General features: G+C 68.1%; 12 protein-coding genes. 5 read left to right on the forward strand and 7 right to left on the reverse strand.

Annotated elements, in window-relative coordinates; translation table 11 throughout:
* Window positions 1-2: 2 nt before the first annotated feature.
* On the forward strand, window positions 3-1,478 hold the full coding sequence (locus MMF98_RS09700) for a M81 family metallopeptidase (protein ID WP_243306073.1): 1,476 nt from the start codon (window positions 3-5) through the stop codon (window positions 1,476-1,478).
* A gap of 94 nt (window positions 1,479-1,572) precedes the next feature.
* Here MMF98_RS09700 and MMF98_RS09705 read toward each other — a convergent pair whose 3' ends face one another.
* A complete protein-coding gene (locus MMF98_RS09705) occupies window positions 1,573-2,289 on the reverse strand; it encodes a hypothetical protein (RefSeq protein ID WP_243306074.1) in 717 nt (238 codons plus the stop codon).
* A gap of 39 nt (window positions 2,290-2,328) precedes the next feature.
* The gene (locus MMF98_RS09710) at window positions 2,329-2,628 is read right to left on the reverse strand and encodes a hypothetical protein (protein ID WP_243306075.1); all 300 of its coding nucleotides are present in this window, start codon (window positions 2,626-2,628) and stop codon (window positions 2,329-2,331) included.
* A 241-nt stretch (window positions 2,629-2,869) separates the two neighbouring features.
* On the opposite strand from MMF98_RS09710, the gene MMF98_RS09715 reads away from it, so the two are divergent.
* Window positions 2,870-3,775, forward strand: coding sequence for a crotonase/enoyl-CoA hydratase family protein (locus MMF98_RS09715; protein ID WP_243306076.1), 906 nt, complete (start codon window positions 2,870-2,872; stop codon window positions 3,773-3,775).
* Window positions 3,776-3,782: 7 nt separating this feature from the next.
* Here the strand turns inward: MMF98_RS09715 and MMF98_RS09720 are convergent, their stop codons facing one another.
* Complete coding sequence (locus MMF98_RS09720; protein ID WP_243306077.1) at window positions 3,783-4,241, reverse strand: CHRD domain-containing protein; 459 nt, start codon at window positions 4,239-4,241, stop codon at window positions 3,783-3,785.
* 405 nt (window positions 4,242-4,646) lie between these two features.
* Here MMF98_RS09720 and gdhA point away from each other — a divergent pair, with 405 nt between their 5' ends.
* Window positions 4,647-5,990, forward strand: a complete 1,344-nt coding sequence (gdhA, locus tag MMF98_RS09725) for an NADP-specific glutamate dehydrogenase (RefSeq protein ID WP_243306078.1) — start codon at window positions 4,647-4,649, stop codon at window positions 5,988-5,990.
* Between the two features lie 32 nt (window positions 5,991-6,022).
* On the forward strand, window positions 6,023-6,613 hold the full coding sequence (locus MMF98_RS09730; protein ID WP_243306079.1) for a DUF924 family protein: 591 nt from the start codon (window positions 6,023-6,025) through the stop codon (window positions 6,611-6,613).
* A 103-nt stretch (window positions 6,614-6,716) separates the two neighbouring features.
* Here the strand turns inward: MMF98_RS09730 and MMF98_RS23725 are convergent, their stop codons facing one another.
* Window positions 6,717-7,361 carry a LuxR C-terminal-related transcriptional regulator gene (locus tag MMF98_RS23725; protein WP_243306080.1) on the reverse strand — a complete coding sequence of 215 codons (645 nt, stop codon included), beginning with the start codon at window positions 7,359-7,361 and terminating at the stop codon, window positions 6,717-6,719.
* Window positions 7,362-7,824: 463 nt separating this feature from the next.
* Here MMF98_RS23725 and MMF98_RS09740 point away from each other — a divergent pair, with 463 nt between their 5' ends.
* Window positions 7,825-10,440 (forward strand): PAS domain-containing protein, encoded by a 2,616-nt coding sequence (locus MMF98_RS09740; RefSeq protein WP_243306081.1) that lies wholly within the window; start codon window positions 7,825-7,827, stop codon window positions 10,438-10,440.
* On the opposite strand, the gene MMF98_RS09745 is transcribed toward MMF98_RS09740, so the two are convergent.
* The 3 genes from MMF98_RS09745 to MMF98_RS09755 all read right to left on the reverse strand — a co-directional run bounded on the left by MMF98_RS09745 (window position 10,417) and on the right by MMF98_RS09755 (window position 15,446).
* The gene (locus MMF98_RS09745; RefSeq protein ID WP_243306082.1) at window positions 10,417-10,812 is read right to left on the reverse strand and encodes a hypothetical protein; all 396 of its coding nucleotides are present in this window, start codon (window positions 10,810-10,812) and stop codon (window positions 10,417-10,419) included. The genes MMF98_RS09740 and MMF98_RS09745 overlap by 24 nt on opposite strands.
* Window positions 10,813-11,031: 219 nt before the next feature.
* Window positions 11,032-14,241 carry a response regulator gene (locus tag MMF98_RS09750; RefSeq protein WP_243306083.1) on the reverse strand — a complete coding sequence of 1,070 codons (3,210 nt, stop codon included), beginning with the start codon at window positions 14,239-14,241 and terminating at the stop codon, window positions 11,032-11,034.
* On the reverse strand, window positions 14,238-15,446 hold the full coding sequence (locus tag MMF98_RS09755; protein ID WP_243306084.1) for an adenylate/guanylate cyclase domain-containing protein: 1,209 nt from the start codon (window positions 15,444-15,446) through the stop codon (window positions 14,238-14,240). The genes MMF98_RS09750 and MMF98_RS09755 overlap by 4 nt, the downstream gene beginning before the upstream one ends.
* Between the last annotated feature and the right edge of the window lie 114 nt (window positions 15,447-15,560).

The raw sequence follows: 15,560 nt of genomic DNA on the forward strand, positions 1-15,560 counted from the left end.
GCATGGCCGGCTCCATCCGTCCCCGCAAGCGGCTCGGCGTGGCCCGGCTCTGGTATGAGGGCAACGCCTTCTGCCTGCTGCCGGCCACCCGCCAGGACTTCGAGCGGCGCGAATGGCGCCGGGGCCGCGATGCGCTGGAAGCCGCCCGCGGCACCGCCACCGAGCTGGCCGCCGTCTGCGACTTCGCGCAGGCCCAGCCGGGCTGGGAGGTGGTGGCTTCGCGCTGCGCCTCCGCCCTGCCGGCCGGGCCGATCGACGACGAAGTGTTCGAAGCCTTCCTGGCCGAAGTGCTGGCGGATTTCCGGAACGGGCCCTGGGATGCCGTCTACCTGAGCCTGCACGGCGCGGGCATCACCGCCGGGCGCGATGCGCCCGAGCTGGACCTGGTGCGCGCCCTGCGCCAGGCGCTGCCGCAGGTGCCGATGGCCGCCAGCTTCGACCTGCATGCCAACCATGCGCCCGAGCTCGTGCGCCTGCTGGACATGGGCTGCGGCTACCGCACCTACCCGCACGTGGACATGCGCGACACCGCCGCCCGCACGCTGGAGCTGCTGCGGCGCACGGCCGAAGGCGAGCTCCGCCCCGTGGGTGCCCTGCGGCAGGAGGGCTTGTACCTCTCCAGCGCCAACATGCGCACCGAAGCGGGACCGATGGCCGAGCTGCAACGGCTCGCGCAATCGCTGATCCGGCCCCCCATCCTCGACGTGGCGGTGTTCGGCGGCTTCGCCTATGCCAACTCCTCGAACATCGGCGCGTCCGTCATGGCCTGGGCCGATGCGGACGCCGAAGCCGCGCAGCGCGCGGCCGACACCGTCTACGCCGAACTCGTGCGCCGCGCCGGCGAATTCGACATCCCGTTGATCGGCCCCGCGCAGGGTATTGCGCTGGCCCTCGAAACACCCGGCCTCGTGGCCGTGACCGATCCGGCCGACAACCCGCTCTCGGGCGGCATCGGCGACACACCCGCCCTGCTGCGCGCGCTCGTCGAGGCCCGTCCCGAGTTCCCCTGCGTCTTCGCCAGCTTCGCCGACCTGGAGGTGGTCCGCACCGCCCACGCGGCAGGCATCGGCGCCACACTGCAGGTGAGCTTGGGCGGCAAGCGCACCGCGCTCTATGGCGAGCCCGTGCCGCTCACCGTTCAGGTCGAGCGCTTCACATCGGGCCGCTTCGTCAACAGCGGTCCGATGGAGCGCGGCGCCAGCGTGGACTGCGGGCCCACGGTGGTGCTGCGGGCCGGCACGATCCTGCTCATCGTGAGCGAGCATGTCGCGCCCGGCAATGACCCGGCCTTCTTCGCGCTGCATGGCATCGACCTGGCCGCCACGCGGCTGCTGTGCGTGAAAGCCAAGAACCATTTCCGTGCCGCCTTTGCGCCGCTGTGCCGGGCCATCGTGGACGTGGATGCGCCCGGCCCGGCCAGCCTCAACCTCGCCCTGCTGCCGCTGCGCCGAGCGGACAGGAAATTCAACAGCACGTGACCAGGCATGGCATGGATTGGGGGCATCCAGACCCCATTGACCTGTGCCGGTTGGGGGCCGCTTGATCGTTCCTTCGATGTTTTCCAGAGGGCTGCTATGGCCTGGTGACTGATTTCGCCAGCGAAGTTGCAGCGGTAAACGGGCCGTGCAGCCATGTCTGGCCCATGTGGCTGTCGACCCGCAAGCGGTCCGGCATCACGATGGCGCCCAGACCGGCATCCTCATGAAAGACAAGCAGTTCCACACTGCCGGATAGATCCACGGACTCCAGCCCCATGAGTGCACAGCGGTCCATGTTCCAACGCACGGTGAATGCGCTTGCCGGCATCAGTTTGCCGGCAACCATGGGTTCGCCGTCAACCATGACACTTGTACCCGGGTCGCAGCCATAGTGGATCACCGCATCGGTCCACCGGGGTGGCTCGGAGTCATCCAGCAAGGGCACCAATAGCGCGTTCAGTGCAAAGCGGTAAAGATCGACCGGCATGGGCGCATCTGGCATCGCATCCTGCGCCATGGTCTTGGGCGGTGAGGGTGCCATCACGGCCAACGCCGAAACCTGCGGATTCTTCGGTAGCTCTTTCGGGTAGCCCACCGCCAAGGCGAGTCCCAGCAGCACAGCCACCACTGCCAAGCAACTCAGCCAGAATTTGAATCCCCTATCGGGCGACGGCGCGTTAGCAGTCCCTGCCGATGGCGACGTCCAGCTCGTGCGCCAGACGGATCTGGACGGATGGCAAGAGCCGGGGGTGCCGATCACCCGGTCAAGGCATTTTTGCAAGAGTGGTTGAGTGGCGTAGCACTTCTTCATGTGTGGCGACTCGATCCGGCCAACAGGCGATGCCGCCAGCTACTGCCCGTAAGCGGCAATGGACATGCCGGACAAGGCGGCACCGCGCGCAGCGCTCTCCTGATTCGCCGCAGAGGAATCAAAGCCTTCAAAGATGAAATGTCTTTCGGCAACTGCCCTGGCTTGAGCCGGGATGGCAGCAACCACGGCGGCGTCAACGCCGGGCGCACCTGAATCTCGGGAAACAACCCACAGTGCAACGAGAGTCCCGACGGCAATCAGGCCGCCAGTCGTCAGCGCGATGGAAGCAACAGGCCGGCGTTGCTGCTGGTGGTCTTGGGCATTGAGTTTCTTCGTCATATGCAGCTCCTGGCGTCAAGCGTCGTGGTCCGGTGGTGAGCGTAGGCAATCTCTCCTGCCGCTTCGTCATCGGAAGCGATGACTCGGATGGGGCTGCTGCTGTTGCGAGCGGACATACAGTTTGTGCGCCCGGCCCGGCCAGCCTCAACTTCGCCCTGCTGCCGCCGCGCCGCCTGCGTGACAGGCCGGGGCCGCAGGGCCTGTCTATGATGTTTTGCAGAACATCCCCAGGAGACAGACCATGCCGAGCTATTCCACGCTGCGCATCGACAAGGACAGCACGCACCCGCGCATCGCGCGCCTGCTGCTCAACCGGCCCGAGCGGCTCAACGCCATCACCGATGCCACGCCGCGCGAGATCCGCGCCGCGGTGGAGTGGGCGCAGGCCGATGACGAGGTGCACGTCATCGTGGTCGAGGGCGCGGGCAAGGGCTTCTGCGGCGGCTACGACCTTGCCGACAGCGCGCAGGAGCACATCGAGCACCCCTGCCAGCAGGAAAAGTCGCCCTGGGACCCGATGGTCGACTACGCCACCATGAAGCGCAACACCGAGGACTTCATGAGCCTGTGGCGCTGCAGCAAGCCCACCATCGCCAAGGTGCACGGCTGGGCTGCGGCCGGCGGCAGCGACATCGCGCTGTGCTGCGATCTGCTGGTGATGGCCGAGGACGCCCACATCGGCTACATGCCCACGCGCGTCTGGGGCTGCCCCACCACCGCCATGTGGACCTACCGGCTCGGCCCCACGCGCGCCAAGCAGCTCATGTTCACCGGCGATGCCATCGACGGCCGCACCGCGGCCGCCTGGGGCCTGGCCAACGAGGCGGTGCCCGCCGCCGGGCTGGAGGCCGCCACGATGAGGCTGGCGGCGCGCATCGCCGGCGTGCCGCGCGGCCACCTGGCCATGCACAAGATGGTGGTCAACCAGGTGCTGCTGAGCATGGGCCTGGAGCAGAGCCAGATGATGGCCACGGTGTTCGACGGCATCACGCGCCACAACCCCGAGGGCCTGTGGTTCCGCCGCCATGCGCAGGAGAACGGCTTCAAGGCCGCCGTGCAGTGGCGCGACAGCGGCCGCCCCATCCCCGAAGGCGACGAGGCGCGCGACCTCATCCGCCAGATGGAAGCGCGGGCCCGGCAGCCCTAGCCCGCGCTTATTTGCGCTCGATCATCTGCCCGCGGATTTCGCCTGCGGGATTCTTGGCCGTGTGCACGTTCACATACCACTTGCCGGCCAGCAGGTCGGCGGCCTGCTGCGCCGTCAGGGTGGCGCGGCCTTCATAGGGGCTGGCCACGGGCGCCTTGAAGGGCAGCACCACGCCCGCATTCGCGCCGATCGCGGCCGGCCCGTGGAAGTGGGCCATGGTCGCGGGACCTGACAGGTTGTTGAACGACATCTTCCAGCGCAGCAGGTTGGTCTGCTTGTCGAGCACCGCGTCCACGGTGCCGGTGGCCGTGGTGGCCACGGCCGGCACCTCGTTCATGCCGGTCATGCGGGTGCTGAACGCGGCCAGGTGATCGTCTTCGCGCTGCGGCTGCATCATGCTGCAGCCCGACACCGCCAGGATCGCGGCGGCCGCCAGAACGCGGAAGGAAGAGGACGCGGTTCTCATGAAGGTCTCCTGAAGCGAAAAAGCAAGGTCATGCCGCCCATCGTATCGGCGGAGCGGGGCTTTTCCGCAGGCGGCGGGCCCGCGCCGGTATCAAACCGTAATCCCCGCCGGCCCGCCTTTATGCGCCTCCCGCATAACCATATGCAAAACATGACGGATAATCGCCCGGTCGATAAATGCGCCAAATTGGTGCCAATCGCCGGCCTGGCCGACGTGGCCCGCGAACCCGACACCCCGCTTGCGCCCTCTGATGTGACCGGATCACAACGCCTGGTGCAGCCGTGCGCCCAATTCAGGTGCATGGCTGCAGGAACGCCCAGGAAAAGTGCATCTGCCCTCGTTCTGCGCGAAAGGGGCGGGTCCACGCAGCCACGCCGCCATCACCCTATTCGTTTGGAGAAAGCAATGAAGTACAAGAACCTGTCCGACTTCCTCGCCTATGTGGAAGCCCGCGACCCGAACCAGCCCGAGTTCCTGCAGGCCGTGCACGAAGTCATGGGCAGCCTGTGGGGGTTCATCGCCGCCAATCCGCGCTACGCCGAGGCCGGCCTGCTGGAGCGCCTGGTGGAGCCCGAGCGCGTGATCCAGTTCCGCGTCTCGTGGACCGATGACAAGGGCGAGACCCACACCAACCGCGCCTTCCGCGTGCAGCACAGCTCGGCCATCGGCCCGTTCAAGGGCGGCATGCGCTTTCACCCGACGGTGAACCTCTCGGTGCTCAAGTTCCTGGCCTTCGAGCAGACCTTCAAGAACGCGCTGACCACCCTGCCCATGGGCGGCGGCAAGGGCGGCTCCGACTTCGACCCCAAGGGCAAGAGCCGCGGCGAGGTGATGCGCTTCTGCCAGGCGCTGATGATCGAGTTGTACCGCCACCTCGGCCCCGACACCGACGTGCCGGCGGGCGACATGGGCGTGGGCGGCCGCGAAGTCGGCTTCATGGCCGGCATGATGAAGAAGCTCTCCAACAACGCGGCCTGCGTGTTCACCGGCAAGGGCCTGTCGTTCGGCGGCAGCCTGATCCGCCCCGAAGCCACGGGCTACGGCCTGGTGTACTTCGTGCAGGACATGCTGGCGCGCCGAAACATGTCGCTGGACGGCCTGCGCGTCTCGGTCTCGGGCTCGGGCAATGTGGCGCAGTACACCGTGGAGAAGGCCATGGAGCTGGGTGCCAAGGTGGTGTCCGTGTCCGACTCCAGCGGCACCGTGATCGACGAGGAAGGCTTCACACGCGAGAAGCTCGCCGTGCTGATGGACGTGAAGAACGTGCACTACGGCCGCGCCTCGGACTACGCCGAGCGCCTCAAGCTGCGCTTCGAGCCGGGCCAGCGCCCCTGGAGCATCCCGGTGGACGTGGCCCTGCCCTGCGCCACGCAGAACGAGCTCAGCCGCGACGACGCGCTGCTGCTGCTCAAGAACGGCGTGAAGTGCGTGGCCGAAGGCGCCAACATGCCCTCCACGCTGGAGGCCGTGGACGCCTTCAACAGCGCCGGCATCCTGTATGCGCCCGGCAAGGCCTCCAACGCCGGCGGCGTGGCCACCTCGGGCCTGGAGATGACGCAGAACGCCGAGCGCCTGCCCTGGGAGCGCGACGAGGTGGACAACCGCCTGCGCATGATCATGCGCGACATCCACGAGAACTGCGTGCGCTATGGCTCGCGCGACGCCGGCTTCGTGAACTACGTGGACGGCGCCAACATCGCCGGCTTCGTGAAGGTGGCCGACGCGATGACCGCGCAGGGCGTCTACTGACGTCGCACGGCCCCGGCGCGTAGAGTGTGCCCATGACCGCCGCCCCGCCCTCTGCCGTGCCCCTGCCCGACGCCGCTGCCGTCGTCGCCTACTGGCGCGACGCCGGGCCGGCGCGCTGGTTCCGCAAGGACGACGCCTTCGATGCCGACTTCCGCGCGCGTTTTTTGCCGGCGCATGAAGCCGCCGCGCGGGGCGAACTCGACGGCTGGGCCGGCAAAGACGCTGGCACCGTCGCCCGGCGCGCGCAAGGGGCGCTCGCCCTGCTGATCCTGCTGGACCAGTTTCCGCGCAACGCCTTTCGCGGCACGGCGCGCATGTTCGCCACCGATGCGCAGGCCCGCCGGCTCGCCGCGCAGGCCGTGGCGGCCGGGCTGGACCAACAGGCCGACGCCGCGCTGCGCCGTTTCTTCTACCTGCCCTTCACGCACTCGGAACAGTTGGCTGACCAGGACCGCGCCGTGGCGCTGACCGAGGCGCTGGACGCCGACACGCACCGGTTCGCCCGCCACCACCGCGACATCATTGCGCGCTTCGGCCGGTTTCCGCACCGCAACGCCGTGCTGGGCCGCGCCACCACCTCCGAAGAGCAGCGCTTTCTGGATGAAGGCGGTTTTTCGGGCTAGTTTTGAATCAAATCAGCCGGATGTCCAGGTGCAGCGGTCAAAGTTTGCTATATTTTCAATAGCAACCTGAATGTCGCGCAGGCGCACCGGCCAAGGCCGCGGGTCAGATCCTCGACAGCGCAAAGGCCAGCAGCTCGGTCCCGCTCTTGAGCCCCAGCTTCCGCTTGATGTTGGCCCTGTGGATGTCGACCGTCCGGTTGCTCAGGTCCAGCTCAAAGGCGATTTCCTTGGTGGTCTTGCCGGCCCCCAGCAGTTCGAGCACCTGCAGCTCCCGCGCCGACAGCGTGGGAGAGTGCGCGGCGTCGGGCCGCGCCGGCTCGTGGCTGTTGCGCTTCATCAGGCGGTTCAGGAGCTTGGCATTGAGCTTCTGGCTCACCCAGGTCTGCCCGTTCAGGACCGCCAGCGCCGCCGGCACCACCAGCGCATGCGCGTTCTCCTTCATCAGGTAGCCCTGCGCGCCCAGCGCGAGCACCTGCTCGCCGTAAAGCATTTCATCGTGCATCGACATGATCAGGGTCGAGCGCGGCCCCTGCGCCTGGACCACGGCCCGCACCGTGTCGATGCCGCGCGAGTCCTCCATCGACATGTCGCTGATCACCAGCGCCGGCTTCAGTTCGGCAATGCAGCGCAGGCCTTCCGCCAGGCTGCCGGCCGAGCCCGCCAGCGTCAGTTCGGCGCAACTGGAGATCAGCATCTCCAGCCCATAGCGGACGATGCCATGGTCATCGAGGACGAGGACTGAGTTCACTGAAAGGGACGAGAAGTTGCGTGAAGGAACTGCGTTCGCGGAGGATAGCCCATGGTGACAGGCCCGCCCGCCCGGCACCCACCGAATGCTAGGTACCCGTACTTACCAATGGATTCTCAATTCGTTATTTTTGCCGGGTGCTTCCAGATAGTATCGGTGCGCATCAACCCATGTCTGGCCACTCCATTCCCAGCTCCATCCATCGAATGACAGAAGCGCCGTCCGGCCCTCGCGGCCCTGGCGAGCCCGGCGCTTGTGCGCCCTGGCTTCGCCCGGGCAGCAGCCCGGCCGGCATCCCCCCTTGCCGCATCAGGGCAGCGCTTCGGCGCCCACGTCACCGCGTCCCGCGCGCCCGGATCAGGCGCCGTTCCTGAAGCCTCGGCCGCCGCCGGGCGCGAGTCCCCGGGGCACAAGGATGCAGAAGAGCTTCGCTGTTTCGCCTATGCCATCGAGTCGACCATCGTTGAAAGAACGCCTTGCCAGCCCGCCCCGGGGCTATTCTCCCCAGGCCCTGCTGGCGGTCCTGTGGCCGCTGCTGGTGGCCATCGTGCTGCTGCTGGCGCTCGGCTTCCTGACCCTGCGGCTCACCAATGCGGCGCGCGCCTATGTGGGCGGCGAAGGCCTCTGGTCCAAGTCCCAGAAGGAGGCGGTGATGCACCTCGTGCGCTATGCCGGCTCGCAGCAGGAAGCCGACTACCAGGGCTACCTGAAGGCCCTGGCGGTGCCGCTGGGCGACCGCATCGCGCGGCTGGAGCTTGAGAAGGCCTCACCCGACCTGGCGCTGGCGACCGCCGGGTTTCTGCAGGGCCAGAACCACCCCGACGACATTCCCGGAATGATCGCGCTGTTCAGGTACTTCCGCCACTACCCCCTGTTCGACAAGGCGATCCGCCAGTGGGCAGAGGCTGATCTGCAGATCGAGCAGTTGCAGTCGGTGGCCGGGGAACTGCATGCCCTCCTCCGGGCCGCGCCCGCACTGCGGCCGCCGGCAGCCCGCCTGCAGGCCCTGACGCAGGACATCTACCGGCTGAACGAAGCCCTGTGGCCGATCGAGGATGCGTTCTCCGACGCCATCAACGAAACCTCGCGCGAACTGTCCCGGGTGCTCTACACCGCGATGACCGTGCTGTCGGTCTTGTTGCTGGGCTTCGGGGTCGCGCTGTCGCACCGCATCCTGGTGCGCACCCAGCGGGCCGAGCACGAGCTGCGGATCATCAACCAGCGCTTCGAGCTGGCCACCTCCGGGGCCAATGACGGCATATGGGACTGGAACCTCGTCACCCGCGAGATGTATTGCTCTCCGCGCTTTCGCGAGCTGCTGGGCTACCGCTCGGAGGCGGAGTTCCAGCAAGCCTACGTGCTGAGCTCCCACCTGCATCCGGATGACGCGGTGCCCGTTCTCGGCAACCTGCGCAACCATCTCGCCAACCGGAGCACGGCCTTCAACATGGAGCTTCGGCTGCGCTGCCGCGATGGCAGCTACCGCTGGTTCCACGCCCGCGGACGGGGCGCCTGGCACGCCTCGGGCCGGCCGCTGCGCTTCTCGGGCGCGATCACCGACATCACGCTGCGCAAGCTCGCCGAGCAGGAGCAGCGCGAGATGCTGGAGCTGCAGCGCAAGACGGCGGAAGAACTCGACCTCGCGCTGCATGGCGCCGAGGTCGCCCTGTGGGCCTACACGCCGGCGACCGGCAAAGTCATCCACATGCGCCGCTGGGAAACCCTGCTGGGCCGCAAGACCATGCCCGCCACGCTGGATGAATGGCAGAAGCTGGTGCACCCCGACGACCGGGCGCAGCGCCCGCTGGCGTTGCAGAAGTACCTGGACGACGAAACCGCCTACCGCGAGTCCGAGTTCAGGCTCCGGCATGCCGCGGGGCACTGGGTCTGGGTGCGCAGCCGGGGCCGCACCATCACCCGCGACGAGAACGGCGTGCCGCTGCACTATGCCGGCGTGGTGATGGACATCTCGCCGCAGATGGCCGCCCGCCGGCTGGAGCACGAGCAGCACCGGTTCCTGCAGACCATGATCGAGGGCGTGGACACCGGCGTGATGGTGGCCGGAGAGCAATTCATCACCTACATCAACACCAGCTTCCGCCTCATGCTCGGCTACACGCCCGATGATCCGGTGGTGGGCATGGCCGTCGATGACATGATCGCGCCGGACGACCGGGCCCTGGCCCAGCAGCGCCGCCGCAAGGCCCTGGCGGGCCGGCCTGTTCCCGCGGGCCTGCTCAGGATGAAGAAGAAGGATGGAAGCCTGGTCCAGCTTGCGCTCAACCTGTCGTTCACCCTGTGGAAAGGCGCGCCCCATTTCATCACCACCGCGACGATGGCCTCCGAGCACGAGGCGCTCGCCGTGCGCATCCATGCGGCCAGGAACCGCTTCGAGCGGACCCTGCTCTCCGAGCTGGAGGCGCAGCAGGCCGACATCGCCCGCGAGCTGCACGATTCGCTGGGCTCCGTGCTGGCGGGCATCTCGCTGATGCTGGGAGGCGCCCGGGGGCTGGCGGCAGGCGATCCCGAGCTGTCCCGCCACCTCGACCACACCCAGGAGCAGGTCAAGTCCGCCGCCGAAACCACCCGGGCGCTGGCCCGCGGCCTGATGCCCGTGGGCAGCCATCCCGGCGCCTTCCTGCGCGCCATGGAGCAGCTCACCAGCGACCTGTCGCTGGCCAAAAGCGTCTGGGGCACGTTCGAGGCGAACGGCGATTTCGAGCATGTGCCTCCGGAAACCGGGGTCCACCTCTACCGCATCGCGCAGGAAGCCATCAGCAATGCCGTGCGGCACGGCCACGCGACACGCATCGACGTACAGCTCGACATGGAAGGCGAGTCGCTGCTGATGAGCATCGAGGACAACGGCACGGGATTCGAGCGCAGCGACGTCCGGCACGACCACCCCGGGCTCGGCCTGCAATCGATGGCAGCCCGGGCCAAAGCCATCCATGGCCACCTGTCGTTTGCGCGCGCCGCCAGCGGCGGCTGCGCCGTGGTGATCGCCTGGCCCCAGCACCCGGCCGACTTCACCGGCGAATCCCTGCCGCCCGACCTATCGGCTTTCGGTGAATCGTGAAAGATCGATGACCTCCACGGAATGCGTGGCATCGAGCACCCCCATCAGCTGGCGGGCGGCCTCGGCCGACAGGCGGGAGCTTGAGACCATCCAGCTCAGGCGCACCGGCCTGAGGCTCATGAACGACAGGACGCGGTAGACCTCGGCGGTCTGGAGCGAGGGCGGCAGCTCCGGCCAGGCCTTCAGGCGATAGGCCAGCCCGCCGCCGGACGGCGGGGGCTCCCGCACCGCCGCCGCCGCCGCAGGCAGGTCGCCCAACGGCGCGGTGGGAGCGAACGCCACCCAACGCGACAGGCCCCGGATCGCCCGGCGCCCCACATGCGCGCACCATCGCAACATCGTCACCCCCTGCGGCACTGTCTTCCCTGCCATGGAGCACGGTGGCGCCGACCGCCCGCGAGCGCTGCCCTTCACCCGTCTGAGCGCACCCGCGAGGCGGACACCCTGCAACCCTGACCCTTGATCGCTGTGACAGCTTCCAGGGGCAGTGTGCGCCGCGCCCCAGGAGGGGTGCTAGGTAGTCCTACAGAACCGGAACTGCTGAATTCGCGGCGCGGCGGCGCCCGGCCAGGCGGGGCCGCCGGGCCGCGCTCAGGGCGCGGGCAGCCTGGCTTCCAGGTGCAGGATCAGGCTGCGCAGGCCGCGCTCGTAGCCCGCCAGCGCCTCGTCGATCTGCGGCCGCGGCGCGCGCTGGCGCAGCAGGCCCTCCAGCAGCGCGGCCTGGTCCTCGACCTGCAGGGCCGCAATCGTGCCGGACACCCCCTTGGCCGTATGCGCCAGCCGCTCCGCCGTGCCCCAGTCGTCCGCCGCCAGGGCCTGACGGATGTCGTCGGGCACGCCGGGCTGGCCTGCCACATAGCGGCGCAGCATCGACAGATACAGCGGCTTCTTGCCCATCATGCGGCTCAGCCCGGTGGCCGTGTCGAGGCCGGGAATGCCGTCCAGCGGGTCGCCGGCCGGGGCCTCGGCGGAACCAGCCCCGGCACCTGCATCCGAGCGCGGCTTGATCCACTTGAGCAGCATGTCCCACAGCTGCTCGGGATTGATCGGCTTCATGAGGAAGTCATTCATCCCGGCCTCGCGGCAGCGGTCGCGGTCCTGCTGCATGGCGTTGGCCGTCATGGCCACGATCGGCAGGCCGTGCAGCCGGGCATCGCGCCGGATCTCGCGCGTCGCAGCGATGCCGTCCATCACCGGCATCTGCATGTCCATCAGCACCAGGTCGTAGCGCGAGCGCGCCACCATGTCCAGGGCGATCTGGCCGTTGTCGGCGATGTCGACCACGAAGCCGGCGTCCCTGAGGATTTCGGAGGCCACCATCTGGTTGATGTCGTTGTCCTCCACCAGCAGCAGGCGCGCCTGGCTGATCGCCGCCAGCCGGCCGGTGGCCTCGGCGGCGGCCGGCGGCGCGGCCTCGCGCTGCTCGAAGTGCTCGACGCCGAGCGCCGCCATCGTGGTGTCGAACAGCATGGAGGCGCTGATGGGCTTGACCAGCACGCTGCCGATGCCCACGGCCTCGGTCTCCTTGAGCATTTCCTCGCGCCCGTAGGCCGTCACCATGATGAAGCGCGGCTCGCGCTCCAGGCCCAGGGCCTTGATCTGCCGGACCGTCTCGATACCGTCCATGCCGGGCATGCGCCAGTCCAGGTAGACCAGGGAGAACGGGTGGCCGCCGGCCGCGGCGTTGCGCACCCGTTCGACGGCGGCCCGGCCCGACGAGGCCTCGGACACGGAAAACCGCATGGTCTCCAGCATCTCGTGCAGCACGGCGCGGGCATTGTCGTTGTCATCGACCACCAGCACGCGGCAGCCGCGCAGGTCCGGGTTCAGCGACAGCTCCCGCCTGCGCAGCTGGCTGACGCCCAGCCGCGCCGTGAACCAGAAGGTGCTGCCCTTGCCGAAGCTGCTGTTCACGCCGACCTCGCCGCCCATCAGCTCGGCCAGCTTCTTGGAGATGGCCAGCCCGAGCCCGGTGCCGCCAAACCGGCGCGTGGTGGAGCTGTCGGCCTGCTGGAAGCTCTGGAACAGGCGCCCGACCTGCTCCTCGGTCAGGCCGATGCCGCTGTCGCGCACCGCGAAATGCAGCAGGATGCCGTCGGCGCTGCGCTCCTTCACGCGCGCGGACACGACGATCTCGCCCTGCTCGGTGAACTTGACCGCGTTGTTGGCGAAATTGATCAGGATCTGGCCCAGCCGTAGCGAGTCGCCGACCAGCATCGGCGGGACATCGGGCGCGATGTCGAACACCAGCTCCAGGCCCTTGGCATTGCTCTTCTCCGTCAGCAGGTTGGCCACGTTGTCCAGCAGCTTCTCCAGCTCGAAATCGGCCTGCTCGATGTCGAGCTTGCCGGCCTCGACTTTCGAGAAATCGAGGATGTCGTCGATGATGCCCATCAGGTGCTGGCCCGAGCTCTGCACCTTGCTGATGTAGTCGCGCTGGCGCTGCGTGAGCTCGGTCTTCAGCGCCAGGTGCGACATGCCGATGATGGCGTTCATCGGCGTGCGGATCTCGTGGCTCATGTTGGCCAGGAAGTCCGACTTCATGCGGGTGGCCTCCTCGGCGATCTCCTTGGCGCGGCGCACGGCTTCTTCCGCCTGCTTGCGCTCGGTGACGTCGCGGCCCATGCCCATGATGCCGAGCAGCTGGCCGTCCTCGTCCCAGAACGGCCCGTTGACGGTTTCGAACAGCTTGCGCCGGCCGTGGTGGTCGGTCAGCCACTCCTCCTGGCGGCGCGTCTGCAGGGAGCTCAGGATGCCCCGGTCGCGCTCGCGCAGCGCCTCGGCCAGCCTGGGCGGCAGCAGCTCGGCGTCGGTGCGGCCGACGATCTCCCCCACCGGCTTGCCCACGGCCGTGGCGAAGGCCTCGTTGCAGCCCAGGTAGCGGCCGTGCGGGTCCTTGTAGAAGATCGGGTCGGAGATCGAGTTGATGAGCGAGCGCATGGTCGCGCGCTGGCGGCCCATGGCCTCGGCGGCCCGCTTCTGCTCGGTGATGTCCTTGAGCGAGGCGATATTCAGCGCGCGCTTGTCGTCGCGGGCCAGGAAGACGGTCACCTCGACATCGACCACGCGTCCGTCCTTGCAGCGGTTGCGGCTTTCGAACGTGACCGGTCGGCCCGTCTCCTGCAGCGCGGTCCTGACGGCACGCGACTGGTCGCGCGAGAAATCCATGTCGAACACCGAGATGTCCATGCCGAGCAGCTCGTCGGCCGTGTAGCCCAGGTGCTGGCAGGCCGCCTTGTTGGCATAGACCACCTTGCCGGCCCGGGCGTCGAGCCACAGCATCGGGCCCGCGTTCTCCACCACGAGGTGGTTGAACACCATCTTTTCCTCGAAGCGCCTTTGCTGCGTGATGTCGCGGAAGTTGATGACCACCCCGACCACCTTGCCGTCCACCCGCTGGGGAATGACGTGGCGCTCGAAGGTGCGGCCGTCGTTGAGCTCGATCACGTCGAAGTCCTCGAGCTCCGGGTGGGCCTGCAGCTCGCGGATCTTCGCGATGAAGCGTTCCGGGTCCCGCGTCAGCGCGGCATGCCGCTGCATCTGCTGCTCCGCCTGGGCCGGCCCCGGCGGCTCGGCGGAGGTGCCCCACATCTCCAGGAACTTGGTGTTGCTGTAGGTCTTGCCGTCGGCAAAGCGCACGGCCATGATGCCGTCGTCGGTCGAGTTCAGCGTGGTGAGCAGCAGCTTCAGCGACAGGCGCGCGCGCGCCAGTTCCTGCTCCAGCTCGCTCACGCGCGTGGCCAGGCCATTGGGGCCGGGCGCGGGGCCGCTGCCCTGGGAGAAGGGAGTGGGCTCGCTCATGACAGCCGGTCCGCCACGTCGCGCAGCTCCCGGGCCGCGGCGGCGCGTTCGGCCATCGGCAGGCGATCGAGGTCGATGGTCAGCTGCATGCCCGGCCGCTTGTGCTGGATCACGCGGTGCTGGCGGCCCTGGCCCGCGATCTCGCCTTGCACCCGGAAGACGGCGATCGGCTCGGCGAAGCCCTTGGCCACCACCGGGGACATGGCCTCGGTGTCGATGGCCTCCTGGACCAGCGCCTGGGTCTCGCCGGAAATCATGATCTGGCCGGGTTCGGCCGCCTGCTCCAGCCGCGCGGCCAGGTTGACCTCCGGGCCGATGATGGTGTAGTCCATGCGCTGTTCGCTGCCAAAGTTGCCCACGTCGCAAAACCCCGTGTTGATGCCGATCCGGATCTCGAACGACTTGTTGATGCCGGCCTCGCGCCAGAGCACGCGCAGCTCCGCCATGCGCAGCTGCATGGCCAGCGCCATGCGCACGCATTGCAGGGCATCCTCCTTCACGCCGAGCGACACGGGGTCGCCGAAGAAGATGACCATGGCATCGCCGATGAACTTGTCGAGCGTGCCGCCATACTCGGCGGCGATGTTCGACATCTCGGAGAAATAGCTGTTGAGCAGCAGGGTCACGTCCTCCGGCTGCCACTTCGCGGTGGAGGCCGTGAAGTCCTTGATGTCCGAGAAGAACACCGTCAACCGCTTGCGCTGGGTGCGGATCTCCGCCTGCCGCGAGCCGTCCAGTAGCGACTGGCAGACCTGCGGCGCCAGGTAGCGCGAGAGCTTCTCGGACAGCGACTGCAGGCGCCGTGCGTTCAGGTTGTGCTCGAGATGGGTCTTGACCCGCGCCAGCAGGATGGGCGGGCTGATCGGCTTGGTGATGTAGTCCGTGGCGCCCAGGTCCAGGCCGAACTGTTCTTCGTCGACGCTGGTCAGCGCCGTGAGGAAGATCACCGGGATCGCCGCCGTCGCGGGGTCCTGCCGCAAGCGGCGCATCACGTCGTAGCCGTCCATGTCGGGCATCATGATGTCCAGCAGGATCAGTTGCGGAGGCGCATCGGACTGCACCATCTCCAGCGCCCGGGCCCCCGAAGGCGCCAGCATGACTTCGTAGTGCTCCTCGAGCAGCGCCGTCATCAGGTAGAGGTTGTCTGGCGTGTCATCGACCACCAGGATTCGGTGCGGCTGTCCCGCACCCTGCGCATCGTTCATACGCGGCGGATTCTGCACTCAACCCAGCCTCCATGGCAAGGCCGAACGGCCCCGCTCCGGCGCACCGTGCCCAGGCCGCGGCCGGCTCGAACACGCGCCGCATTGGCAAAGTCC

The sequence above is a fragment of the Variovorax terrae genome (genome assembly GCF_022809125.1).
GTDB lineage: Bacteria > Pseudomonadota > Gammaproteobacteria > Burkholderiales > Burkholderiaceae_C > Variovorax_A > Variovorax_A terrae.

Coding starts and splice junctions, on each gene's coding strand:
- MMF98_RS09755 (WP_243306084.1), bottom strand. CDS start 15,446: ATGAACGATGCGCAGGGTGCGGGACAGCCGCACCGAATCCTGGTGGTC.
- MMF98_RS09715 (WP_243306076.1), top strand. CDS start 2,870: ATGCCGAGCTATTCCACGCTGCGCATCGACAAGGACAGCACGCACCCG.
- MMF98_RS09745 (WP_243306082.1), bottom strand. CDS start 10,812: ATGGCAGGGAAGACAGTGCCGCAGGGGGTGACGATGTTGCGATGGTGC.
- gdhA (WP_243306078.1), top strand. CDS start 4,647: ATGAAGTACAAGAACCTGTCCGACTTCCTCGCCTATGTGGAAGCCCGC.
- MMF98_RS09720 (WP_243306077.1), bottom strand. CDS start 4,241: ATGAGAACCGCGTCCTCTTCCTTCCGCGTTCTGGCGGCCGCCGCGATC.
- MMF98_RS09705 (WP_243306074.1), bottom strand. CDS start 2,289: ATGAAGAAGTGCTACGCCACTCAACCACTCTTGCAAAAATGCCTTGAC.
- MMF98_RS09750 (WP_243306083.1), bottom strand. CDS start 14,241: ATGAGCGAGCCCACTCCCTTCTCCCAGGGCAGCGGCCCCGCGCCCGGC.
- MMF98_RS09730 (WP_243306079.1), top strand. CDS start 6,023: ATGACCGCCGCCCCGCCCTCTGCCGTGCCCCTGCCCGACGCCGCTGCC.
- MMF98_RS09700 (WP_243306073.1), top strand. CDS start 3: ATGGCCGGCTCCATCCGTCCCCGCAAGCGGCTCGGCGTGGCCCGGCTC.
- MMF98_RS09710 (WP_243306075.1), bottom strand. CDS start 2,628: ATGACGAAGAAACTCAATGCCCAAGACCACCAGCAGCAACGCCGGCCT.